This is a genomic window from Sphaerisporangium fuscum (genome assembly GCF_018531465.1).
GTDB lineage: Bacteria > Actinomycetota > Actinomycetes > Streptosporangiales > Streptosporangiaceae > Sphaerisporangium > Sphaerisporangium fuscum.
Genome location: NZ_JAHDTF010000050.1, coordinates 30604 through 54180 on the forward strand (window position 1 = coordinate 30604; position 23577 = coordinate 54180).

General features: G+C 71.3%; 20 protein-coding genes and 1 pseudogene. 13 read left to right on the plus strand and 8 right to left on the minus strand.

Annotated elements, in window-relative coordinates; genetic code table 11:
• The first annotated feature begins 890 nt into the window (after window positions 1–890).
• From KIK05_RS43280 to KIK05_RS43340, 13 genes are all read left to right on the plus strand, one after another.
• Complete coding sequence (locus KIK05_RS43280) at window positions 891–1052, plus strand: thiocillin/thiostrepton family thiazolyl peptide (RefSeq protein WP_250564421.1); 162 nt, start codon at window positions 891–893, stop codon at window positions 1050–1052.
• A 409-nt stretch (window positions 1053–1461) separates the two neighbouring features.
• Window positions 1462–2226 (plus strand): hypothetical protein, encoded by a 765-nt coding sequence (locus KIK05_RS43285; protein ID WP_214416738.1) that lies wholly within the window; start codon window positions 1462–1464, stop codon window positions 2224–2226.
• Between the two features lie 54 nt (window positions 2227–2280).
• Entirely contained in the window at window positions 2281–2853 is a 573-nt protein-coding gene (locus tag KIK05_RS43290) for a hypothetical protein (protein WP_214416739.1), read from the plus strand.
• Window positions 2843–4468 (plus strand): nitroreductase family protein, encoded by a 1626-nt coding sequence (locus tag KIK05_RS43295; protein WP_214416740.1) that lies wholly within the window; start codon window positions 2843–2845, stop codon window positions 4466–4468. The genes KIK05_RS43290 and KIK05_RS43295 overlap by 11 nt, the downstream gene beginning before the upstream one ends.
• Before the next feature lie 10 nt (window positions 4469–4478).
• A complete protein-coding gene (locus KIK05_RS43300; RefSeq protein WP_214416741.1) occupies window positions 4479–5150 on the plus strand; it encodes a nitroreductase family protein in 672 nt (223 codons plus the stop codon).
• A gap of 185 nt (window positions 5151–5335) precedes the next feature.
• Complete coding sequence (locus tag KIK05_RS43305; protein ID WP_308250384.1) at window positions 5336–6556, plus strand: YcaO-like family protein; 1221 nt, start codon at window positions 5336–5338, stop codon at window positions 6554–6556.
• A 19-nt stretch (window positions 6557–6575) separates the two neighbouring features.
• Window positions 6576–7184 (plus strand): cyclodehydratase, encoded by a 609-nt coding sequence (locus KIK05_RS43310; protein ID WP_214416743.1) that lies wholly within the window; start codon window positions 6576–6578, stop codon window positions 7182–7184.
• 9 nt (window positions 7185–7193) lie between these two features.
• Window positions 7194–8810: a tpaE gene (locus KIK05_RS43315; RefSeq protein WP_214416744.1), complete on the plus strand. Its 1617-nt coding sequence runs from the start codon at window positions 7194–7196 to the stop codon at window positions 8808–8810.
• On the plus strand, window positions 8807–9508 hold the full coding sequence (locus KIK05_RS43320; RefSeq protein ID WP_250564422.1) for a nitroreductase family protein: 702 nt from the start codon (window positions 8807–8809) through the stop codon (window positions 9506–9508). The genes KIK05_RS43315 and KIK05_RS43320 overlap by 4 nt, the downstream gene beginning before the upstream one ends.
• Window positions 9495–11273 carry a hypothetical protein gene (locus KIK05_RS43325; protein ID WP_214416745.1) on the plus strand — a complete coding sequence of 593 codons (1779 nt, stop codon included), beginning with the start codon at window positions 9495–9497 and terminating at the stop codon, window positions 11271–11273. Before KIK05_RS43320 ends, KIK05_RS43325 begins: the two co-directional genes overlap by 14 nt.
• Window positions 11267–13084 (plus strand): YcaO-like family protein, encoded by a 1818-nt coding sequence (locus KIK05_RS43330; RefSeq protein ID WP_214416746.1) that lies wholly within the window; start codon window positions 11267–11269, stop codon window positions 13082–13084. The genes KIK05_RS43325 and KIK05_RS43330 overlap by 7 nt, the downstream gene beginning before the upstream one ends.
• Before the next feature lie 17 nt (window positions 13085–13101).
• On the plus strand, window positions 13102–15801 hold the full coding sequence (locus KIK05_RS43335; RefSeq protein WP_214416747.1) for a lantibiotic dehydratase: 2700 nt from the start codon (window positions 13102–13104) through the stop codon (window positions 15799–15801).
• On the plus strand, window positions 15798–16727 hold the full coding sequence (locus KIK05_RS43340; RefSeq protein WP_214416748.1) for a lantibiotic dehydratase C-terminal domain-containing protein: 930 nt from the start codon (window positions 15798–15800) through the stop codon (window positions 16725–16727). Before KIK05_RS43335 ends, KIK05_RS43340 begins: the two co-directional genes overlap by 4 nt.
• A gap of 42 nt (window positions 16728–16769) precedes the next feature.
• Here KIK05_RS43340 and nshR read toward each other — a convergent pair whose 3' ends face one another.
• From nshR to KIK05_RS43380, 8 genes and pseudogenes are all read right to left on the minus strand, one after another.
• Window positions 16770–17597, minus strand: a complete 828-nt coding sequence (nshR, locus tag KIK05_RS43345) for an NshR/TsnR family 23S rRNA methyltransferase (RefSeq protein WP_214416749.1) — start codon at window positions 17595–17597, stop codon at window positions 16770–16772.
• 161 nt (window positions 17598–17758) lie between these two features.
• Window positions 17759–18208: a DUF6098 family protein gene (locus KIK05_RS43350; protein WP_214416750.1), complete on the minus strand. Its 450-nt coding sequence runs from the start codon at window positions 18206–18208 to the stop codon at window positions 17759–17761.
• Between the two features lie 111 nt (window positions 18209–18319).
• Window positions 18320–20467, minus strand: a complete 2148-nt coding sequence (locus KIK05_RS47745; protein WP_250564423.1) for a hypothetical protein — start codon at window positions 20465–20467, stop codon at window positions 18320–18322.
• A gap of 42 nt (window positions 20468–20509) precedes the next feature.
• Window positions 20510–21382, minus strand: coding sequence for a DivIVA domain-containing protein (locus KIK05_RS43360; RefSeq protein ID WP_214416751.1), 873 nt, complete (start codon window positions 21380–21382; stop codon window positions 20510–20512).
• Between the two features lie 48 nt (window positions 21383–21430).
• The gene (locus tag KIK05_RS43365) at window positions 21431–21718 is read right to left on the minus strand and encodes a YggT family protein (protein WP_214416752.1); all 288 of its coding nucleotides are present in this window, start codon (window positions 21716–21718) and stop codon (window positions 21431–21433) included.
• An 82-nt stretch (window positions 21719–21800) separates the two neighbouring features.
• Window positions 21801–22310 (minus strand): cell division protein SepF, encoded by a 510-nt coding sequence (locus KIK05_RS43370; protein WP_214416753.1) that lies wholly within the window; start codon window positions 22308–22310, stop codon window positions 21801–21803.
• A 106-nt stretch (window positions 22311–22416) separates the two neighbouring features.
• Entirely contained in the window at window positions 22417–23127 is a 711-nt protein-coding gene (locus KIK05_RS43375) for a YggS family pyridoxal phosphate-dependent enzyme (protein ID WP_214416754.1), read from the minus strand.
• Between the two features lie 130 nt (window positions 23128–23257).
• Window positions 23258–23577: pseudogene (locus tag KIK05_RS43380) on the minus strand (cell division protein FtsZ); the annotation flags it as partial.

Here is a 23577-nt window from a genome sequence, read left to right on the forward strand (position 1 = left end):
TCGTGTCGTCCGCGCTCAGGACCTTGGTCGGGTGCGGCGGTCGCGTGCCGCCGGCTCGGCGGGAAGCGGTGCTGCGATCGGTCCGGGCGTCGCGGCGTTCCTGCTGCTCAGCCCTGAGCCGCCTCCAGGACGTGCGCGAGATGCGGCCTCTGTGCAGCAATCGACAAGAAGTGTGCAGAAGTCGTCAATGACAGTTCATGGGAACTCCTTCACGATGATGTCCGTGACGGCGGAGACAAGATCGCCGTGACGACGAGACCAGGTCCCTGGTCTTCGCGTACCAGGCCGACCGGTCGGGTCAGGCGTTCAATCGGAGAGGTAGTCCATGCGCATTCGTCGATCAATGGCACCTGCTGTCCTGGGCACCGCCCTCGCTTCGGCCGGCCGATTCGACCTCTGCGTGTGGCGGGCATAGCGAGCTGAGGTCCCCGGCGTAGGGGTCACGGTCCTCCGAGTCTCGTCGGGTACGGCCGGCCGGGGTTCGCGGCCGTTCCGTCCCCGGACGCCGGTCGCGGTCGTCCTCGCTCAGCCTGTCATCTCATCGGTGCGATTCACCTGAAGGTCGACCGGCTCCGAACGCCGCTGTCCAAAAAATTCATCTCTCGCCATTCCTAACGCAGAGAACGCCACTTTTCTCTGCGTTATTCGTCGTGGCCGCGGCGAGTACCGGCACTTGTGACCAGAGCCTCGCCCCGGACAGCGCCGAACCTCTTCGATTCGAAACTCCATTCATCGTCATGCATTCCCTGAAATCGCAGGTCAGCCCCGCGAATAACTGAACTCTACCTATTTTGCAGGGAATTGGATCCCATAATTCGTCGTCGTGATCCATTGCGAAACCTTCATTGCCTGGGCTAGATTCCCCTCATATCCGTAAGGGGGTGAAAAACATGGACAAGATGATTGACAGCATCGACCTGAGCGCCATTGAGATCTCCGATCTCATCAGCGCCGACGCCCGGTCGGACGAGACGCCGTCGCAGGTGATGGCCGCTTCCACCACGACGAGCGGTTGCGCCTGCAGCTCCTGCAGCTCGACCTGCTCGGCGTGAGAAAAGACCGCTCCCGGCGCTGCCGCGCAGATGTGTCGGCGCCGGGAGCGGTCTTCACTGATTCACTTCCTCTGCACGCCGACGGCGAGAGCGAGGGCTCACCTTGCGTCTGTTCATCACCGCGCGACTGCCCGGCCAGAATTCTTTGGACGCCACGGCGTTGAGGGCCTGCATTGCCGAAATACTGGTCCTGGGGGCGTCCGTTTCCGGCTCTTATGCGGTCCGGACCTGGGACGGCGATTCCTTTCACGACTGTTTGCAAATAAGTTTGGATGACGACGGCCGCACCGCCGAGGCACTGCGAGTGCTACGGGACCACGGCTTCTCCGGTGAGACGCGGGACGATCCGGCGGACTCCGGGCCGTCGCCATTGTGGAACGCCGGCTTCTCCGGAGTCGAATTCGATCCCATGTCCAAACGGCTGTGCCGGGCGAGCGGCCCGGCCCTGCTCGACCACGCCCGGCGGCTGCTCACAGGTGACCGCGACGCGGCGTACCGCCTGCTGGCCCGCACCATGGTGGCTCACGCCCGGTCGAACGTCGCGGTGTCGGAGCTCCTGGACCTCCAGGGCGTCGACCACGCACGTCTGATGCCGCTGCGGCTGCTCAGCTTCAGGTCCCACTTCGAGGGGTTCATCGCGCGGGTGGCCGAGCCCGAACGGCTGCGGGAGCACTTCGAGAACGCCTATCGGCGCCTGGGCGAGCAGGTGCGGGACGACATCCGCCTCGCTCTCGTCCCCACGGCGCGGACTCCGGAGGGGCCCTCGGGCTCCTGGGGCCGCTTCGTCGAGGCCACGTTCGGCGACCTCCGGCAGGCTTTCAGGAACGGCGTGCTGGAGTCCACGGGCGACAGCCTCGAGAACCTCGACCAGGGACGGGACGAACCATTGTCCCCCACCAGGTTCCACTCGCTTCTCGGCCGGCGGGAGGCGCTGGAGCGTCTGCTGTACCGGAGCGCGGATTTCCAGGCCTTCAGGATGGAATCCAGCGTGCTCTACAGCCTGGTTCACACGCTCGGCCTCAGCGTCCCCGAGCGGTATCTCCTGTGTTACGTGGTCGCCCGCTCCAACGAGGACGTCGCCGGGTGCACGGCGAGCGATCTTCTGCGGGCGTTCGGTGAGTTGGCGGAGGCTTTCGCGCGGTCGAGGGACGGCGCAGGAATGAGCTATGTGTGACATGAGCACGGGTTCGAGTGGGGGCGCGGCTCGAAAGCGAGCGGCGCGGACCGAATGATCGTCGACGACGCCCTTTTCCTGTACTCCGGCGGGTTCGCCGTCGAGGTGCTCGACGCGGCGCGGGTCGCCGTGGGACGACGCCTTGCGATCCACCCGGGCCTGACGCCCGGCGAGATCCCCGCGGCGAGCGCGATCGTCGCCGTGCTGCCGGCGGGCTTCGCCGAAGTCCACGCGCTGATCGACCACGTCGGTGCCGACCGGCGGCTTCCGACCAGCGTGCTGGAGTTGTTCCCGACCCGGATCGTGCTGGGGCCGTCCGTCCTCCCGGGACGCACCGCGTGCCACGCCTGCCTCGCCGCCGAACGGCGCGAGCACACCCCGGGGGCCGACGACCGGCTGTCACGGCTGCGGGGCCTACCGGAGGGATTCGCCCCCCACGACGTCCTGATCGGCGCGGGGTTGCTGCTGCGCGCGTTCGACCGCCTGTCCGCCGCCGCGGAGCTCGTCTCGTACGACTGCGTGCACGGCACCATGACGGTGCGGACGGTGAACAGGCACGACGGCTGCCCGCGGTGCGGCGAACCGGCCGCCCCGCCGCACAAGGAGGCGCCCGAGCATGCCGTCTGAACTGCGAGCGGAGCACATCGGGCGGGCCGCCCGGTTCGACATGCAACTGACCGTCCCGGAGCGGCCGGTTCTGCGGCTCGGCGTCCGGCTGCGACCTGCCGGCGACGGTGTGTCCCTCGACGGCGCGGTCCGGAGCCGGCTCCTGCGCGGCGAGTTCGCCCGGACCCGGCTCATGGAGCTCGCGGACCTGCTCGACGGTACGCGTGACCATGCCGGGATCGCGGCCGCGCTGGACCTCAGCGAGGACATCGTCTTCAAGGTGATCGCCCTGCTGTGGACCTCCGGCGCCGTGGAAGACCACGCCAACGCCGTCGTTCGTGACGTCACCCCACTGGCGGTCTGTTTCTCCCGCCTGGGCGACTCGACCGCCGTGCACGAGCACTGGAGCCTGGCGCTGGACCACCTGGCCGCGCGGACCGTGACACTGGCGGGCGATGAGCCACTGGTCGCCGAGGTGGGGCGCGCGCTGGCGGCGACCGGCGTCCAGGTGGCCCGTCATACGGAGGAGGACCGGACCCGGCCGGCGCTGACGGTCGTCCTGACGGACGGCCACCTGGACGCCGCGCTCTCCCGGCTCGCCACCACCTGCTGGACGAGCGGGCGCGCGCTGCTGCACGTCGCCTGGAGCGGACGCCGGCTGCTCATCGGGCCGTACGTCGATCCGGCCTTCACGCCATGCCTGCACTGCGCGAGGGGCATCCCACAGGGCGACGGCGGGAGCCGCACGGGGATCCAGCTGGCCGCCGGCCTGATCGCCCGCGAGCTGACCAGCCTGCTGAGCCGGTCGCTGAACTCGGCGCTGCCCATGGATTCCATCGAGTGGGACCTGGACGACCTGCGCGCCGCCTACCGCCCGCAGGTGACCCGCCCGGGCTGCCCGTACTGCTCGCAGGCCGACGGCCCGGTGAGCGACCGGCTCTCGCCGGGCGGCTCCTACGAGGCGTCCGTCGCGGCTCCGCCTCGGGAGTTCCTCGCCGTGAAGGGTCATCAGGCCCATTACGAGGTCGGGAACATGGAGCTCCAGCACCGGTTCCGTGACTGGCCGGGGGCCGCGCGCACTTCCCTGCCCCACGTTGATCCGGCCGGCCTGCGGGCGGGGATGACCGCCGGAGACGGCACCGGGAGGCCGCCCGGCCCGCACGACCTCGCGATGATCCTGCTCGCGTCGAGCGGGATCAGGTCGCGCGAGCCGGTGCACGGAAAGATCCGCAGGTGGACGGCCGCCGGTGGGAACATCGGCGCCGTCACGACCTACGTGCTGCCCGGCGCGGTCGAGGGCCTGCCCGGCCGGGCCTACGCCTACGTCGACCTCGACCACGAGCTGGCCGAGGTCGGCCGGGGCGGCGCCCGGCGCGGCGCCGGCACCCGCGTCGTCTTCACCGGCGACGTCGACAAGGTCGCGGAGAAGTACGGAGCGTTCGCGCTCAGGGTGGTCTTCCAGGACGCGGGCTGCGCCCTGGCCACCGCGGTCCTGGTGGCCGGGGCGCTCGGCGTCGGCTTCCGGCATGTCGCCGACTGGGACGAGGAAGAGCTGCGCGCCGAGCTGGGGCTCGCCGAGAGCGAGGTCATCTGCGGCGTCCTGGATCTGCTCGGAGGTGACGACGGTGCGCGGTGACTTCGGACCGATGAACGAGGTTCTCCGCGGTCTGCCGACCAGGCCGGACGGGTCCCCAGCGGGCGCCGGCAGGCGGCGCCGCGAGCCGGCGAGCGTCCGGCGGCTGGAGCTGAGCGGCTGTGAGCCGCTGCCGTCGACCACGGTCGGCGCGTGCCTCGACCGGCGGCGATCGACGCTGGTCTACACCGAGGAGCCGGTCGCCGTCACGCCGATGCTGGTCACGCTGCGGGACCTGATGCGGGACGACGCCGCCGGCTGGGGCGACGCCGCCACCGCGCCCATCGAGGCGTTCCTGATCGCGCTCCGCCCGATGGACCGCGACGCCGGGATCTACCGCGTGAGCACGGAGGCGGCCGACTGGTTCGGGGACCTGCCTGACGGGCCTGCGGACGAGTACCTCGGGCTCCAGCGGGAGTTCGCCACCGCCGCGGCCGTGCTGAGCGTCGCCGCGGACCTGGACGCCGCCGAGACACGCTGGGGCGCCCACGGGTACCGGATGGCGATGTCGCGGTGCAGCGCGTTGGTCTACCTCTTCCACTTGCGCACCCTGGCCGCAGGCCTCGGGGGCACCGTCTTCGCCGGCTTCAACACCGCCGCGGCACGTGCGGTGCTGGCGTCCGACGGCGTTTCCCGGCACCAGATGTTCGCCGCCACCGTCGCCCGTCCCCGGCCCGGGTTCTAGGGAGGCGTCGTGGCGGCTCCGGTCCGGCGTGATCCGTTCGCACTCGATTCCAGGTCGGTGGTTCTTTGAGTCCCGTAACCTCCCCTCCCGTCGCTCCGGAGCTCCGCAGGCTGGAGCGCCTGGTATCGCCCTTCGGCCTCGTCTCACAGACGTATCCCCTCTTCCCTTCGGAAGGGGATCCCGACGTGTCGATCAGGGTCTCCTCGGTCGGCAACCTGTCCGGTGCGCTGGACAACCTGCGGGCCTGGCGTCATGACCCGGACATGGGCAACATCAACGGCGTCGGCACGGCGCTCACCGACGAAAGAGCCCGCCTGATCTCCATCGCCGAAGCCCTGGAAAGGTACTCCACCTGCGCCTGGCGTGAGGACACCCTCGTCCACGCCAGCGAATCGGAACTCGGCGCCGAGTACGTGTCGCCACGCCGATGGCCGCGGTGCTCGGAGACCGAGTTCGCCCAGCCGTCGTGCGGGCTGCGCCGTTACGACCCGGCCGTCCCGATCAGGTGGGTGCGCGGATGGTCGCTCACGCGCCGCCGCGAGGTACTCGTCCCGGCGATGGCGGTGTACCTGCACATGGTGCCGGCGACGTCCTCCGAGATGTTCATCCGCACCATCACGACCGGCGCCGCCGTGCACGCCGACCTGCGCCGCGCCGTGCTCGGCGGCCTGCTCGAGGTCGTCGAGCGTGACTCGATCGCGCTGACGTGGCTGCAGCGCCTCGAACTGCCCGAGCTGACCGTCGACCCCGAGTCGCTGGACCCCTACGCCCGGTCATGCCACGAGAGGGGCACATCGTCGGGCCTCACGGTCCGGCTGTTCGACGCGACGACCGATTTCGGCATCCCGGTCGTCTACGGGGTGCAGCTCTGCGAGGGAGACCGGAGCATGGCCCAGCTGGTCGCCGCGACCTGCGACGTCTCACCGAGCGCGGCCGTCGGCAAGCTCTACCGGGAGCTGGCCTCGCTGCGGATCGCCCTGCGTGAGTACCGCGGCGATGCCGATCGGGTGCCGGACGCCGGGAAGGTCAGCGTGGTCGGCGGCGCCGCCTACAACGCGGCGCGGGAACGACGGGACAACTTCGCGTTCCTGCTCGGCGGTCATCGCCCGCCCCGCACCCCGGCCGAGATGCCCGGCCTGGACGACGCCGGCGACCCGCTGGCCGAGGCCGTGGACCGGCTGCGAGCCCGGGGGGCCGAGGTGCTGGCGGTCGACATCACCACCGACGAGGCCAGGCAGGCCGGACAGCACGTGGTCAAGGTGATGGTCCCGCAGGCCATGCCGGTGTCGTTCATCCACGCCGAGCGCTATCTGGCGACGCCGCGGCTCTACCAGGCTCCCCGCGCCATGGGGTACCCGTCCCGCGCCGAGGCGGACATCAATCCGGCCCCGCAGCCGTTCGCATAGCCGCACATTGGAACAGACCTTGCCTTCTTTCAGCGAATCATCGACGTTACTGGTGGTGCGCGACCGGTTCGGCCATGCCCTCAGGGCGGGCCTCGACCTTCCGCGTCCGGTCACCTGCGGCCCGGCCGAGGTGACGCCGGAACTCGTGGCCGGGGCGGACCAGGTCGTCTGCGTGCACGCCGGTCACGACAGCGGACTGCGCGACGCGCTGGACGCCGTCGCGTACGCCCAGGGTGTCCCTTCGGTGGGAGTCGAACTCCTGCCGGCCAGGATCGTCTGCGGGCCGGTCACCATTCCGGGGAGAACGGCGTGTTACGCGTGTTTCGAGAAACGCCTGCGCCAGCACCGCGCGGGCGACGACGGTTACGACCTCGACGCGGCCACACGCGATCTTCCCGAGGGGTTCGGCCCGCAGCACGTCGCCATCGCGAGAAGCTTCCTCGCCCAGGCCCTGGAGGAGATCCGGACCGGCCCCTCAGGCCTGGGGGGGACCGTGCGCGCCTTCGATCTCGTGTCGGGAGTCCCCTCGTCCGCCGGGACACTCAGCGTGAACGGATGCCGGCGGTGCGGCGGGCGTTTCCGGGAACGAAGTGACGGCTCGACCGTCGCCCTGTCGAGTCTGCCGTGAGGATCTGCCATGGGTAACGAAGTCCACGCCGACGTCATCGGCGACGCGGCCCGACGGGACAGGCAGTTGTCGGTCCCTCGCCTGCCGGTCCTGCGCATCGGCGTCCGCCTCCGCGAGGCCGGCGACGTCGTGGTCCTCGACGGCGCCGACAGGCCGCAGGTGTTCACCGGGCGCTTCGCCAGGGAGATGCTCGCCACCCTGGCCGCGCTGTGCGACGGCACTCGCGACCACGCGGCGATCGCCACCGAGCTGGGCCTGCCCGAGGAGGCCGTCCACAAGGCCGTCACGCTGATGTGGAGCGTCGGGGCGCTGGAGGAGCACCGGCCGGGTGGGGCCGGAGGCGGGCTGCCGCCGGAGCTGATCTGCGCCCTGTCGCGGCTGGGGAACTCCACGGGCACCAACGCGTCCTGGGCCGACGCCGCCGAGCGGCTGGCGAGCCGGACCGTGACGCTGGTGGGAGACACCGCACTTGTCGCGGCCACCCGCGAGCTGCTGTCGGGCGTCTGCTCCTTGCGGGACGACCCGGCCTCCGGCGACGCCGCCGGAGGCGATCTGGTCGTGGCGTTCAGCACAGGCGGCGACGACGGGCTCGCCGAGCGGGCGCGGCGATGGTGGCGGGAGGGACGCCCCTTGCTGCTCGTCCGCGCGGACGCCCGCACCGCCGCGGTGGGCCCGGTGATCGACCGCTCCTTCAGCCCGTGTCTCGAGTGCGTGCTGTCGGGGGCCGGGAACCTCGGCGGCGAGGTGCCCCGGCACTCGGTGGACCTCGTCGCCGGCATGGCGGGCCACCACGTGGTCGCGCTGCTCTCGCGATCCTGGGCCACGTTCCTGCCCCTGGACGTCTGCGAGATCGACCTGACGACGCTGCGCACCGCCTACCGCTCACCGGCCACCCGTCCGGGCTGCCCGTCGTGTTCCTTCGTCTCCGGTCCGGTGGCGCCCAAGGCGCCCGACAGCGCGGTGTACGAAGCCGCGGTGGCGTTGCCGCCGTACGACTACTTCGACCCCAAGGGCCTGCGCGGCCACTACCACGCGTCCAACATCCGTCTGCCGTTCGAGTTCCGTTCCTGGCCGAGCGCGACCAGGTTCGAGCTTCCGCCCGTGGAGATGGACAGGCTGTCGGCCGGCCCACCCGAGCAGGACACCGGGATGTCGGGCGGCGACCTGTCGGTGATCCTGAAGATGGGCTTCGGGATACGGGACGAGACGCTGACGGCCGACCGCGTGGCCAGGTGGACGGCCTCCGCGGCGAACATCGGATCCGCCATCGCCTACGTCGTGTCGCGGGACGAATCGATCCTTCCCGAGGGCGTCTACGCCTACGTGGACCGGGACCACCAGCTCGCCCGGATCACCCGTGAGGTGGTGCCGGGCAAGGGCCGCGTCGGGCTGGTGGTGACGGCGAACCTGAGCAAGTCCGTGAAGAAGTACGGCGCGTTCGGGCTGCGACTGTGCTGGCTGGACGCCGGGTGCGCGCTGAGCACCGTACGAGCGGTGTGCCGCGGGCTCGGCGTCCCGTACCGGCCGGTGCCCGACTGGGACGACGGCGTCCTGCACGAGGTGCTGGGCACCTCGCCCGCGCGCGAACCGGTGGCGGCGGTCATGGAGTTGGGGATGAGGTCATGAGGTTCCAGCAGAGCGAGATGACGCGGGTGCTCGAAGGGCTTTCGGCCCGCGGGAGCACCGCCGACGGAAGGGCCGCCGAGCGCCACCGCCGTGATCCGGGCTCCGGGCCCCTGGGCGCGATCCCGGCGGCGCCGGAGTCGCGCGCGGGCCGGGACCTTCTCCAGACCCTGACCGGGCGGCACAGTTCGCTGACGTACTCGACGCGCCCGGTGCCCACGGCCGAGGTCTTCGCGATGCTGCACGCCGCGCTGCTCGGCGACGTCGAGGACTGGCGCCTGGACGCGCTCGCCGGTCCGCTCGACGTCTTCGTCATCGTCCTTCGCGGCGAGCACGACGACACGGGCGTCCATCACGTCACCCCCTCGGGCGTGCGGCGGGTGGCCACGTCGCGGCAGGTGGATCCCGGGCGCCTGAGCGTGCAACGCGAGCTGGCCGACGCCAGTGGCCTGGTCACGGTGTGCGCGTCCTTGGACCAGGCCGACACCTGGGCCGGATCGCACGGATACCGGGTCATGGTGGTCCGGGCCGCGATGATGGCCTACGACTTCCACCTGCGGTGCCAGTCGCGCGGCCTGACCGGCACGACACTCGGCGGCTTCATCGTCGCCTCGGTCAAGCACCTCATCGAGGCCGACGGTGTCACCCGGCAACCGCTGTTCTCCTGCACCTACGCGTATCCGCGCCATGACCGCGACTGAACGCTCCGGCTATCCGCTGCTCCGGCCCGACGTGGCCGTCGAGCGCACCGGCACGGGCGCCTGGGTGGGGCATCGGGACGGGTACTTCACCGTCAAGGGAGCCGAAGGCCACAGGGTCTTCGCCAGGCTCGCCACCGTCCTCGACGGCGACCGGGACCTCGCGTCCGCGCTGGCCGCCTTCCCCGACGGGGCGAGAGAGTTCGTGAAGAAGGCGATCGAGGTTCTGGTCGCCCGTGGATTCGCCGCGCCGCTGTCACGGCCCATCGAGGCCCACCAGGCCGCGATCGGGCGGGGCGCCGGCGCCGTACTCCGCCGCCTCGCGATGCTCACGCCCGACCCCGAGCAGGCCCTGCTCGGGCTCTGTGACCTGCGCCTGGTGCTGGACGGCTCCCGAGCCTGGGCGGGCACGCTTCACGACGCCCTGCGACGCGCGCTGCCCGGCGCTGTGGACATCGCGCGGACCGGCTCACCGGGATCCGCCGGGACGGCGCTCCAGGACCCCGAGGCGCGCGCCCGCCGCGTGGTGGTCCTGGACGCGGACTCCACCGACCGGGACACGCTGGCGTCGCTGCACGACGAGCTCGCGGCGGGAGACGTCCGGCACGCCGTCGTGGGCCGGCTCGGGACGCGATACTGGGCCCTCTGGTCGGACACGCGTGCGCCGGCCTGCTGGCGCTGCCTGGAGCGGCGAGCGGCGTTGCCGGAGGAGGACCCGTCCGGCCGGGCGCTGCCCCCGCCCGCGGCACAGGCCCTCAAGTGGCACGCCGTGGCGCAATGGCTCGTCATGAGGTGCGCCGTGCCGCACCGGGACCCGTACGCCGCCCCGGTTCTGTGCGTCGAAACCTCGGGTGCCTCCGTCACCGGCCATGTCCTGGCAGCCTGCGCGCACCGGCGCGGAGCGGCCGTGGCCGAGCCCCTGGACGCCGCCGATCCGACCGGCACGATGATCCGCAGCGACATCGCCCGGTACGAGGACGGCAAGCAGGTCCTCGACGACAACAACGCCATACTCCAGACCCTGGAGCGCTGGACCGACCCGCTGCTGGGCCCGTTCCTGGAGGTCGACGGAGACGACCTCCGGCAGGTCCCGCTGGGCGGCGCCCGCGCCAGCTACCTCGTGCACGGCCCCGATGGCACGCGGGCCGGCGAATGCGCCGCCTACACCCTGTCGACGCGGGAGGCGCACTATCAGGCCGCCCTGCTGGCGATCGAACGGATGGGCGCGGCCGTCGCCCCCGAGGGGTTCGCCGTCGCCGCCGGCTGGTCACCGTCCGAGGCACGCTACCGCGCCCTGCTCCGGCTCTCGCTCCTGGAAGGCGAGCCGCCGGGCGCCGTCGAGCCGCTGGACCTGGGGCCGGACGACTGCGCCAAGCGCGCCGCGTACCTCGTGGACGTCCTGCGCCGGGACGGGCTGCCGATCGAACGGGGCTGGCGCAGCGGGCCGACGTCCCGCGGCCTGTGGACGGCGTCGTGGACCGGAGCCGGAGGCGTCACGGCCCGCGGCCACGGGATGTGCCGCGCCGAAGCCGTGGCGATGGCGTGCCTGCGGCTGCTCAACGCCCCGGACGTCATGATCCCGGTGCAGCCCCACCAGGCGACGTGGCCGGAAGTCTGGGAAAGTCTGGCCCCTCCACCGAAGCTGTGGGACCTGTCGGGGTTCGTCCCCTTCCTCGGCACGGGGGCGGCGCTGGTCGGCGTCGCGGTCCCGGGTCACATCGGACGCCATGAGGCATGGCACGAGCCGGAGAGAGCTCCTCTGTGTTGACGCGCGCATCGCTGGTCACAATGGTGACGTCACGGCAGGACGGGCAGGTGGTCGGTGAGATCCTCCTGGGCCGCATGACGCACCCCGAGGTCATCCACCGCGCCACCGGCGCATCACCGGGGATCGGGCTGGCCGTGCTCGAGTGGCGGGGCAGCGTCCACGTGCTGAAATACGGCAGCCCTGGGACGGGCCCGTGCCCGAACTGCCTGCGCGGCCATCTCACCTCCCAGCAGGTGGTCGGCTACACCTCCTCCGAACCCGGGCGGGACGATGTCTGGGAGTCGCTGGACGACGCCACCCGGGACATCGTCGCCGCGCTCGCGGGCGCGTCGCGCGACGCGCGGTTCCCGGTGGGAAACCTGATCACCCTGGACCTCGTGACCATGGAGGTCGGTCAGCGCGAGGTACCGCCACGGTCCCAGTGCCGCTCGTGCCGCCCTCCGCACAGCACGAGGGCCGAGTTCAGCACCGACCCCGCGTCCCTGGCCAAGGCGCCCGGCTCGTTCCATTCCGCGAGGCCGCTGCCCGCGGACCTGTCGCGGGCCTACGTCGGTCCGCAGACCCTCTTCAAGCGGCCGATGGCCGACCTGGACAGCGCCGTCCCCGCCGCTCAGGTCTCGATCCCGCTCAGAACCGGTGAGCTCGAACCGGGGGTCGGCAGGACCTCGTCGCTGCGGCGGAGCCGTGAGGTGGCGATCCTCGAAGCCTTGGAGCGGTACGCCGGCTTCTGCCACTCCGCCGGGGACGGACGGATCCCGGGGTCGCTGGCGGATCTGGGACCGGCCGCCATCGACCCCCGTGAGCTCGGCTACCACCTGCCGAGGTGCTATGCCCGTCCCGATTTCCCGTTCGCCGAACTCTCCCCGGACGAGGTCACCGACTGGGTCGAGGTCACCCCGGCCGGGGGCGGACCGCCGCGCTACCTGCCCGAGCGCGCGCTCTACTGGGCCGAGCGGCCCGGCCGGGCGAAGGCGTTCTTCGCCGACAGCTCCAACGGCTACGCCCTGGGGCGCACGGTGGACGAGGCGGCGCTGCACGGCATGCTGGAAGTGATCGAGCGTGACGCCTTCCTGTTGACCTGGTACCGGAGGCTCCGGCTGCCCGAGATCGAACTGGATCACCACCACCGCGATCTTCGCGACATCATCGCCAGGGTCGAGTTGTTCTCCGGATTCCGGATCCGGCTCTTCTGGGCGGGGCTCGACACCGGCATCCCCGTGGTGGTGGCGCTGGCCCGGAACGAATCACCGACCGGCCCGTGCACCTTCGTCTCGGCGGGCGCGAGCCTCGACGCGGCTCAGGCCGCCGAGTCGGCGGTCCGTGAGGTCGCCGCGATCCTCGCGGCGATCAGCGTCACCTACCTCGACGACCTCCCCAGGGCACACGCCATGGCGCAGGACTTCACGCTGGTCACGACCATGCTGGACCACTGCCTGGTCGGCGCGCTGCCGTCGTCGCGGCCGTGGTTCGACTTCCTGACCGAGTCGCCGGCGCCCACCATGAAGCTGAGCGAGGTGCCCTCGGACTACCCCGGCTTCGACAGCATCGCCGACGACCTCGGCTACGTGACCGCCAAGGTGTCGCACGCCGGGCACCAGGCCTACGTCGCCGACGTGACGACGCCCGAGCTGCGGTGGAGGGACTTCGTCTGCGTCCGCGCCGTCATCCCGGGGTTCCTGCCGATGACCTTCGGCCACGACCTGCGGCGGACCGAGGGGCTTCCCCGGTTGACCACCGCGACGCTCCCGTACCCGTCACAGCTGCGGCCCGGGGAGAGCCACCTCGACGTCCCCCCGCACACCTTCCCGTGAGCCCGCCGCTCCCGAACATGGCAGCGGCACCGAAGCACGAGCAGCCGAGGATCATCGTGAACATGCGGATCAGCCCCTACGTCCTGTACCGCCGCGGTCGGTTACCGGTCGCGATGCTCGACGGTCTGGCGTTCACCGAAAGCTGGCGTCGTTTCGACGAGGCGGCGCGACAACGGGCCGACGCCGAACGGCTGGCCGGCCGGCTCTCGGACGAGTTGTCGGCGGTCATCGCGGGGCTGGACGGCGACGCCCGGAGCGACGTCGTCACGCTGCGCCGCGACATCTACAACGCGCGGACCGCCCGCGTGGACGACCGGCTGGCGACGCTCGGCGGCGTGCTGCCCGACTCGTGCGTGGAGGACGTCCGGTCGTGGTGCCGGCGGCAGCAGTCCGTCCAGGACGTCCTGCGGCAGGCGCACGCGAGCCTGCGCGATGAGTACGCGGCGTCCGAGGCGCTGCTGGGCGACCTGTTCCGGCACGACGCCATCGCCGGGAGCATCCAGCTCTCGGGGAGCAGCCTGTACGCGTCCATGGCGCGCAGGTTCGGCCCGGCGCCGGCGCCGCTCAAGCCGAGCAAGCTGCGCTCGATCGAGACCTCGCTGGTGAACTTCCTCTACCGGGCCGCCTACAAGCCGTCCCCGTTCGCCCGTTTCACCGAGGTCGGCGCCTTCGCCTCGTCCGCACGGTGCGAGCCGCCGGACGAATCACGGGCCTTCTCGCACGTCACGGTGAACAGGGTGCTGGTGAACTGGCTGATCGGCTCGCTGGCACAGGTTCCCGGCGGCCTGGAGACGGGTGTCCTGTCACTCAACTCGAGCCTTCAGCGTGTCGGGCCGATCGTGCGGTTCATCGGCAAGAGCCGCGCCTGGCACGACCACGGGTACTGCGGCTTCGAGATGATCCGGCTCCGGATCGAGCCCGTGGTGGAGCGGCTTCTCACGCTGCTGTCCGACGGGCCCGTCGAGGCGACCAAGGTGCTCGCCGACATCACGCCGCCGGGCGGGGACGCCGAGCACGCCCGGACGGTTCTCGACGCGCTGATGCGCGTCGGCTTCCTCGTCTTCGGCACCGGGATCGACGACCAGGACCCTCGCTACGGCGCGAAGCTGGCGGCGCTGCTGTCCAGGGCCCAGACACCCGAGGCGTCGGCTCTCGCGGAGTGCTTCGACGACCTGCTGCGTCTGGAGGCGGGCTTCGCCGGCGCCTCGCTCGATCAGCGTGAGGAGCTCCTGAGTGCCGCACGGCGGGGAATCCAGACGGCGACCTCGTCGACGGGGGTGACGCCCCCGCCGGAGGAGAGCATGAAGTCGCTGGTCTACGAGGACATGGCCTCACCCGGCGCCTCGGCCGCCTGGCGGCCCGACTGCGTGACGGACGCGACGAAGGCTCTCACGAGCCTGTGGCGGCTCGCGTCGCTCCTGGACTACGGGCAGGTCAAGCGGCTGGCGCTGTACGCGTTCGCCCTGGAACGTTTCCCCGAGGGCGGCCCGGTCGCCTTTCTCGACTTCTACGAGCAGTTCGCCCGGCTGTCGCCCGCCGACCAGGACCGGCTGCTGGCCGGTACCGGGAGCGAGCTGGTGTCCGAATTCCGGACGGCTCGCAGGCGGGCGGTGCGGCGGATCCGGGACGCCGCCCGCGAATCCGGGGACGGCGTGCTGCACATCGATCCCGACGCCGTCGCGCAGGCGTGTGACTCGGTCTGCCACGTGCTGGATCCCGATTCGATCACCTTCCGCGTGCAGTTCACCCGGCACGCCCGCCAGGGGCAGGACACCCTGGTCGTCAACGGAGTGCACACCGGGTACGGGGTGTTCTTCTCGCGTTTCTGCGGTTTCATCCCCGCCGGGCCGGACGGGTGGAGCCTGGAGGAATCGGTTCGCGGCCACCTGCGGGACGTCTTTCCGGCCCAGACGGACCTGAACGCCGTCTTCGGCCTCAACTTCAATCTCCACCCGGAACTGACGAAAAACGTGCTGGACTACCCGGGCGGCTGCATATCCGACCGCACACAGACCCGATATTCCCTGGACGAAATCGAACTGCACCCCGACCACGCCCGAAAGACGCTGCGAATGCGCCACGCGCGGACCGGGGCCGAACTGAATCTCGTCGGCATGAACTTCCTCATCCCGGTGTGGGCGCCGCCGTTGTACAAACTGCTCGAGGCGTTGAGCCCGACGACGCTCTACCCGTGGCGCCTGCTCAGCGATCTCCAGGCTGACGCGGACGTCGACGCGTTCCCCTCATCGGCCCCCAGGTTGTGCGTCGGCGACGTGGTCGCCGAACGACGATCGTGGACGATCGCCGCGCAGGCCGTTCCGCTGCTCGACGAGCTCGCGGCCGACGACCTCGCCGCGGTGGTCGACTTCGACGAGTGGCGCCGCGCCCAGGGCTGGCCCCGGCACGCCTTCGTTCTGTGCCAGAGCGTCGACGAGTACAACGTCCTTTCGGGGCGCAACCTGACGTCGGTCAAGTCGTGGCAGGATCTCACCCACATGCGGCGGGCCGGCGTGCACAAGCCCATGTACGTCGATTTCCGCAACCCGCGCCTGCTGCGCAGCCTGGCGAGGGCGGCGCTGTCACGGCCCGGCCTTCACGTGTCCGTCCGTGAATGCCTTCCGGCACCTGACGACTACGACGCGGAGAAGGGCACGCACAGCGCCGAGGAATTCTTCGTCGAACTCCACCGCGGCCAGGAACCCGGGGCGCCGCGATGAACGACTGGACCGCCTTCCATGTGTTCCTGCCCTACTCGATGCAGTCGGACTACCTGGGCCGGGTGGTGCGGCCGCTGCTGACGGACCTGCCCGCCGTCCGTTCCTTCTTCTTCCTGCGGTACTGGCAGGGCGGCCCCCACGTGCGGCTCCGATTCGCCGGGGAGGGGACCACGTGGCGCGCGCGGGTCGAGGACGCGCTGCGCGCCGGGGTGCCGGGCTTCACCGGCACCCAGATCGCCGAGTACGAGTACGAGTCGAGCGCACAGGCGCGACTGGCCGCCCTCGAAGGAGAGCAGCCGATCGGCCTGCGCGGCCTCGGCACGGTCACGGCCGAGGCGTACGTGCCCGAGCCGGCCAAGTACGGCGGCCCGGCCGGCGTCGCCATCGCCGAATCCGTCTTCGTGGCGACCTCGGGCGCCCTGCTTCGCCTGCTGCCCGGGCGGCCTGCGTCCGGGCCCCCGGTCGGCGAGGCGGCCAGGATCATGCTCGAGTCGCTGGCCGGCATCGGCCTGGACGCCGCGCGGATGCGCGGCTTCATGCGCCGGTACGCGGACGACTGGCAGCGGTACCAGCCGCCGGACGCACGCGATCGATGGGCGGCGCTCTACGCCAAGGTCCGGACGCCGTTCGCTCGCATGCTGGAGGCGATACTGCCGGGCGATCACCGTTCGGAGTTCGCCTCGATCTACGCGGGGGCCAGGCGTGAGGCCGAACTGCTCGATCCGCGCGGACCTGCGAAGCCCGTCACCGAGCTGCAGGTCGCCGGAGTTCCCTTCTTGAGCTGCGTCGCGAACTACCTTCACACCACGAACAACCGTCTGGGAGTGCATCCCGCCCAGGAGGCCCTGATCGCCCGGCTGGCGGCTCAGGCCCTCACCGACTTCGGGACGAGCCCGGTACCGGGGAGATCTGAGGGTGGCCGGTAGCGGGAGGCGCCGCGGCCGACTCGGCACCCCCACCGTGCGGGGTCAGCCGCGGCGTGCGGCGGCGGGGCGGGCCGGGAGGTTCCGGTGCGCCCGTCCGTGGAGCACGATCCCGACGGAGACGGAGACGTTGAGCGACTCGGCCGCCGGGTTGATGGGAATCGCCACCGAACCCGCCGAGAGGCCCTCGAAACCGGACGACGTGCCGGTCTTCTCGCTGCCGAACAGGAGTCCGAGCCGCTCGTCGACCCCGCGGAGATCGTCGACGGTGAGATCGCCCTCGGCGTCGAAGGCCATGAGCCGGATGCCGCTCTCGCGGAAGTAGCCGATCGCCTCCTCCCGCGACGCGAGGACGATCGGAAGCGAGAACACGTATCCCCGGCTCGCCCGGATCAGGCGCCGATCGGCGATGCTCGTGAGATCACTGTCGACGAGCACGATGCCCGCGCCACCGAGCGCGAAGGACGTCCGCACGATGGCGCCGATGTTTCCGACGATCTTCACTCCGTCGAGGACGATCAGGTCGCCGGTCGTGCGGGCCAGATCGCCGAAACCGTACGGCTTCGGGACCCGGACGATACCGAACGCCTTAGGTTTCTTGTCGGTTTTGAACAGACTATTGACGATCGAAGACTCGATCAGGCGGACCGGAATGTTCCGGCGCCTGCACGCGTCGAGAAGTTCATCAGGCATGGGAGTGCTCTCGATCCCGTAGACCTCGATGAACTCCAGCCCCGCGCGAATGCATTCCATGAGAGGCTCGGGGTCCTCGATCAGCGCCGTCTTGACAACGGATCTCGAATGTTTTGTGACGTCGATGATTCTTTGTACGGCGGGATCTGATTTCCCGGTGATAACGTCAAGCTCGGTCATGACCGAATTTTAGCGGGATCCAGGTCCACGACCGGGCGCGCCCCGGGGGCTCCCGGCCTTCAGGACGTCCACGCGTGCTCGCCACCACCCCCGGCGGCCGTCCCGGCGCGGTCGGCGCCCCCGGCTGCGCGACGCACCGCCGCCGCGGGAAGCGGGGCGCGTCAGGTGGTGCGGGCGCGGTCGAGAGGACCCCAGGTCCGGCAGTCCTGGCCCTCCACCAGTGTGGCGGCCTCGCGCATGACGGCGTCGCCGACCGGGCCGATCACCTCGGTGCACCTGATCAGGGGCTCGTTGTCGGGGCCGCGGCCGACCTCGGTGCCCGCGAGCACCCAGGCCCGCACGCCGGGGCCGCGCTCGCGGCGGAGATGGGAGTAGTCGTACAGGCGGCGGGCCGCCCACAGGCGGGTCGGGCGCTCGCCCCACCACTCCTCGAGGTCCATGGGGTTGGCGGACAGGCCGGGCAGCTCGGCACCGGTGAGGGCGTCGCGGCTGCCGCCGTTGGCCATGTCCCCGTCGAGGTCCCGGGACCACCGGATGAACAGACCCTGGCGCCCCTCCAGCAGCGACGCCAGCTCCGCAAGGCTCGCGATCACATGTGATTCCGAGATCATCGCTCCCCCTTCGCCTGCCGTGCCGACGTCTGCATGACGGTGCCCGGAAGTGTGCGGCTCACACAATCCATGCTGCTGGAGCGGCCGCGGCCGTCCTCAGCCGGGCCGACGCTAGTCGTCGGTGGCGCAGACCGAGCAGTGGGTGAGACCGGCGGCCTCGGCGTCGGCCTTCGACATGGTCTCCAGGGTGCCGGGGTCGGATCCCTTGATCAGGGGGCAGGCGGAGCTGTGGTAGCGCCGGGTGCCCGGGATGACCTTGACGATGCCCGGCCGCATGGCCTCGACGGTCGGCCCGCTCTTACGCGGCTTCCCGCCACCGTCGCCCTCCTCACCGGCGGGCTCCCCCTTGGTCCCCTCACCGGACCCGACGTCCCCGCCCTTGTCCGCCTGAACGTCCCGGGCCTTGCCGGACTCGGCGTCCCGGGCCTTGCCGGACTCGGCGTCCCGGGCCTTGCCGGACTCGGCGTCCCGGGCCTTGCCGGACTCGGCGTCCCGGGCCTTGCCGGACTCGGCGTCCCGGGCCTTGCCGGCGGCGCCGGCACCCGCGGACGCCTTGGCGGGTCCGCCGGATTCCTCCGCGGCCGGGCCGGTCGGTTCCTCGGCGGCCGGGTCTCCCGGCCTGCCCTTGGGTGCCGTGGTGGCCTTGGAGGGGCGACCCTGCGGCTCGTCCTTGGTCGCGGCGGCCTCTCCCGGCTTCGCCGCGGCGCCGGCGGGCGTACGGGAGCGGCCGGTCACGACGACGATCGGGGAGTCGTCCTCGGTGTCGTCGTCCGCGGCCGCACCACCGGGCCTGCCGGACGCACCGGGCACGGTCCCACCGGCGGACTTGCCGGACGGCTCGGACGTGGTCTTACCGGATGGCTCGGGCGCGGTCTTACCGGCGGACTTGCCGGACGGCTCGGGCGTGGTCTCACCGGCGGACTTGCCGGGGTCGAGGTCCGGCGTGGCGGCGGCAGGGCGCTTGAAGGCCTCGAACGGTGTGCTGGCCTCGGGGACGGTCACCGGCTTGATGCCGGCGAACGGATCGGCCGGCCTCGGCGGCGTGGCGGAGGGCGACTCGGACGGAAGCTTGGTCACCGGCCGCGTCGGCTCGGAGACGTATCCCCCCAGGCGGGAGGCGGCCTTGTCCGCGGTCGCGGAGCCGTCCTTGCCACCCGCTCCGGAGGAGGTCCCGGTACCGGTCGCGGAGGCGCCCTTGGCACCGCCCTCACCGGACGCGGGCTTCGCCGCCGCGTCGGACGGGGTGCTCTTGGCGCCCCCGGCGCCGGCGCGGGAGGCCGTGGAGGGCTTGGCGGCGCTCTCGGCGGGCGAGGCCGCGGAGGCCTGGGCCTCGACGGGAGAGGCGGTGGACAGTTTGCCACGGGGATCCACGCCGGAGGCCGTACGAGCCTTGGAAGCGGCCTCGGGGGAAGTGCCCGCCGGGGGCTTCGGAGCCGGGGATGTGCCCGTGGAGGGCTTGGGAGCGGCCTCGGAGGAGGCGCCCGTGGAGGGCTTGGGAGCAGCCTCGGGGGAGGTACCGGTGGAGGGCCTGGAAGGCGCCTCGGGGGTTCCCGCGGAGGGCTTGGGAGCGGCCTCGGAAGAAGTGCCCGTGAGGGACGTGGTAGCCGCCTCGGAGGAGGCGCCCGTGGAGGGCTTGGAGGCGGCAGCCGGGGGCTTGGCGGCCGTGTCGGGGGCGGCCGGGGCGTGGGCCTGGGGCTTGTAGCCCTCAGGAAGGCACGTGGTGCAGGCGGAGAAGCCCTCCTCGCGGGCCTCCTCGTAGGTGAGCTCCTCGAAGTCGCGCCCGGCGAGCTGCCGGCACCCCGGCAGGTGGAACCGCTTGCGCCCGGGGATGACGAGGACGATCCCCTCGGGGGACGGCTTGCCGCCCGCGGCGACCGGGCCGCGCGGGGGCCCGGACGGGGTGTACACCGCCGACGCGGCGGACTGCGCCGCCATGTGGGGTGCGGCCATGGGCGGCCGGGCGAGAGGTGAGGAGGGCCCGCGCGGCGGCATCGCCGGAGAGCCCGCCATCCCGTGATGACCCGCCACGCCGGCCGCGACGCCCGCACCCGCCGGGGGCATCGGCGGCGCTTGGGCCGCCTTGGTGCCGCCGGAAGGGAAGAGCTCGTGGCGTCGCAGCAGCATCCCGATGAGCAGGAAGACCGCAGCCAGCGCGCTGACCACGATCGACCACACAAGCGGGACCGCTGTTCCGGTCACCACGCCTATGACCAGCAGGCCGAAGGCGAGGACGACCAGAATGGCGCTGAGGTAGATCACAGGGTCTCCAGTCGCGGGTCGGGCTGAACCTGACCCGTTACCTTAACGGCGATCGTTGTGAGGGCCGTCAACTCCCTGGAAGGCTCCGGAGTGCTGGGTGGGCTCGGGGCCGAACGGGTTGCTCTGGCCGCCGGGGAGCGGCTGCTGGCCACCCGGAGCCACCGCGTGGGACATCGCCGGGGCGCCGCCCATGGGAGCACCGACGACGGGGAAGCCGCCGCTGCCCTCGGCCGCGACGTTGAGCTCGGCGAGCTGGTTCTCGAGGTACAGCTTGAGCCTGCTGCGGTACTCGCGCTCGAAGCTGCGCAGCTCCTCGACCTTGCGCTCGAGCTCGTCGCGGGTCTGCACCAGCGAGCCCATGGCCTGGCGGTGACGCTCCTGGGCGTCGCGCTCGAGGGTCTCCGCGCGGGCGCGGGCGTCGCCGATGATCTGCTCGGCCTGGCGGCGGGCCTTGCCGAGGATCTCGTCGGCCTCGCGGCGGGCGCGGGTCACCGTCTCGTCGGCCTCGCGGCGCGCGTCGGCGATCGCCTGGTCGGCCGTCTGCTGCGCGAGGGCGAGCACACGGGCGGCGGTGTCCATGTTGTCCTCGGCGGGGGGCATGCCCATCGCCACGGGAACCGGCTCGGGCCTGATCGGCTCCGGCGGCTTCATGGGCTCAGGCTGCGGAGGCATCATCATCTCGGGCTTCGGCTCGGCGACCGGGGCCGGTGCCATGCCCATGCCCATTCCGCCCGGCACCTTGCCCCGCAGGCACTCGGTCAGCTTCGCCCGAAGCTCTTCGTTCTCCTGGATGAGGCGGTCGAGCTCGGCCTCCACCTCATCAAGGAAGGCGTCAACCTCTTCCTCGTCGTATCCCGGCCTGAGCCGGGTCGTACTGAACTGCTTGTTCCGCACATCAGCGGGCGTCAGCGGCATTTCGGTCTCCTTGGCGCGCTCGGAGTCTGTCCGGAGGACGGTACCCGATCAAAAAGGAAGCGCGGACACGAGTTGGATCATGACCAGGACCCCAAGCACCAGCAAAGTGAAGCCTAGGTCAAGGGCCACCGTACCCAACCGGAGGGGCGGAATGAAACGGCGGAAGAGTTTGAGCGGGGGATCGGTCACCGTGTAGATGACCTCCGCCAGCACCAGGACCACCCCCCTGGGGTGCCAGGATCGGGCGAACTGCTGCACCGTCTCAAAGATCATTCTGCCGATCAGCAACACGAGATAGATCGACAGGATCGCGACCAGGATTTCACTAACGATCACGGTCGCGCCCTGCCTCCATCCCGATCTGCCGGCCTCGGTCCGGATAGGCCTTGAGTGGCCGTTCACTGCTCATGGTGGAACTCTAGCTCTGGTTGAAGAACCCTCGTTCCGCGATGCGGGCCTTGTCCTCGGCGGTCACCTCGACATTGGCTGGGGACAACAGGAACACCTTGTTGGTAACACGTTCAATGCTGCCATGTAGGCCAAAGACCAGACCTGCCGCGAAATCAACAAGCCGTTTCGCGTCGCTGTCGACCATTTCAGTCAAGTTCATGATGACCGGTGTGCCCTCGCGGAAGTGCTCGCCTATGGTGCGGGCCTCGTTGTAGGTGCGAGGGTGGAGGGTCGTGATGCGCGCCAGATCGGTCGTACGGCGCTCGACGACGGCGGCCCCGGACCTTGGTGCCGGGACGGGGGCCTCGACCTCCTCGTGGGCGTCTTGAGCCGCTCCGAGACCCCGATCGTCGCCGCGACGGCCCTCGACGTAGTCGTCGGTGTAATCGTCGTCGTCGGCGTAGTTACCATACTCCGGGTAGCGGTCGTCCTCCACGAGACCGAGGTAGACCGCCATCTTGCGCATTGCGCCGGCCATCGCTACGTCGTCCTCCTGCTCATGGTCGCCGTACCCAAGGCAACCTAAGGCACCGCTGTCGACCTCTGCTCGGATACATGGACATCAAGGTCCACTCGGGGGGACATTACCTGACGAAGGGCTTGCGGCGGCCGAGCAACGCCGTACCGACTCGCACATGTGTCGCTCCGTGGGCTATCGCCTCCGCCAGGTCCCCGCTCATGCCCGCCGAGACGACGGTGGCGGCGGGGTGGTCGGCCCGCAGGGAGAGCGAGAGCTCCAGGAGCCTGGCGAAGGCCGGGCCGGGCTCGGCGCCGAGCGGGGCGACGGCCATGACCCCGCCCAGGGTGAGCCCCTCGGCGCCGGCGATCATCTCGGCGAGCTTGGGCACCTCGGCCGCGACGGCGCCGCCGCGGCCGGGGTCGTCGTCGAGGGCGACCTGCACCAGGCACGCGACCTGCCGGCCCGTCCTGACGGCCTCGCGCGACAGCGCCTCGACCAGCCGGGGACGGTCGACCGAGTGGACCACGTCGGCGTAGGACACCACCGACCTCACCTTGTTGGTCTGGAGCTGGCCGACGAAGTGCCAGGTCAGCGGCAGGTCCTCGCACTCCCCCGCCTTGACCGAGGCCTCCTGGTCGCGGTTCTCGCCGACGTGGCGCACGCCCAGCCCGGCCAGGATGCGCACGTCGGAGGAGGGGTAGGTCTTGGTGATCGCGACGAGGGTGACGTCGCCGCGCGGGCGGCCCGCCGCCCGGCAGGCGGAGGCGATGCGGCGCTCCACCTCGGCGAGGCCCGCCGCGATCTCGTCGCGTCGTGTGGTGCTGGGGTCGTTCACGTGGGGGTCCGGGCACTTCCAGGCGAGTCGTACGGTGGACCGCTTCAGCCTACGGACCTCGCGCCCGGGCGGCCACTCCGGCCCGCATCCCCGGAGTCGTGCCCGGGCGCTCACTTCGTCAGGCGTGCGATCACTTCAGGAAGTCGGGGACGTCGAGCTCCTCTTCCTGCTCCTCGAAGACCACCGGGCGGCGCCGGGTGGGCTCGGAGACGCGGGAGGTGATCGGCGTGGGCGGCTCGGGCGCCGGCCTCGGGATCGACACCGGCCCCTGGGGCTGCTGCTCGGCGTGCGAGGACGGCGAGGCGTGGGGGGCCGGCGACGCCTCGCTCGTGGCGTCCCTGCCGAACGGCGCCGCCTGCGCGGCGGGCGCGGGTTCGGGGGCCGGGGCCGGCTCGGGCTCCGGAGCGGGCACGGCCTGCACCTGGGGCGCGGCCGGGGCCGGTACCGGGG

Bases quoted from the DNA above. Each gene is read 5' to 3' on its own strand.
- KIK05_RS43280 (WP_250564421.1), top strand. From the start codon at position 891: ATGGACAAGATGATTGACAGCATCGACCTGAGCGCCATTGAGATCTCC.
- KIK05_RS43285 (WP_214416738.1), top strand. From the start codon at position 1,462: ATGTCCAAACGGCTGTGCCGGGCGAGCGGCCCGGCCCTGCTCGACCAC.
- KIK05_RS43290 (WP_214416739.1), top strand. From the start codon at position 2,281: ATGATCGTCGACGACGCCCTTTTCCTGTACTCCGGCGGGTTCGCCGTC.
- KIK05_RS43295 (WP_214416740.1), top strand. From the start codon at position 2,843: ATGCCGTCTGAACTGCGAGCGGAGCACATCGGGCGGGCCGCCCGGTTC.
- KIK05_RS43300 (WP_214416741.1), top strand. From the start codon at position 4,479: ATGAACGAGGTTCTCCGCGGTCTGCCGACCAGGCCGGACGGGTCCCCA.
- KIK05_RS43315 (WP_214416744.1), top strand. From the start codon at position 7,194: ATGGGTAACGAAGTCCACGCCGACGTCATCGGCGACGCGGCCCGACGG.
- KIK05_RS43320 (WP_250564422.1), top strand. From the start codon at position 8,807: ATGAGGTTCCAGCAGAGCGAGATGACGCGGGTGCTCGAAGGGCTTTCG.
- KIK05_RS43325 (WP_214416745.1), top strand. From the start codon at position 9,495: ATGACCGCGACTGAACGCTCCGGCTATCCGCTGCTCCGGCCCGACGTG.
- KIK05_RS43335 (WP_214416747.1), top strand. From the start codon at position 13,102: ATGGCAGCGGCACCGAAGCACGAGCAGCCGAGGATCATCGTGAACATG.
- KIK05_RS43340 (WP_214416748.1), top strand. From the start codon at position 15,798: ATGAACGACTGGACCGCCTTCCATGTGTTCCTGCCCTACTCGATGCAG.
- nshR (WP_214416749.1), bottom strand. From the start codon at position 17,597: ATGACCGAGCTTGACGTTATCACCGGGAAATCAGATCCCGCCGTACAA.
- KIK05_RS43350 (WP_214416750.1), bottom strand. From the start codon at position 18,208: ATGATCTCGGAATCACATGTGATCGCGAGCCTTGCGGAGCTGGCGTCG.
- KIK05_RS43360 (WP_214416751.1), bottom strand. From the start codon at position 21,382: ATGCCGCTGACGCCCGCTGATGTGCGGAACAAGCAGTTCAGTACGACC.
- KIK05_RS43370 (WP_214416753.1), bottom strand. From the start codon at position 22,310: ATGGCCGGCGCAATGCGCAAGATGGCGGTCTACCTCGGTCTCGTGGAG.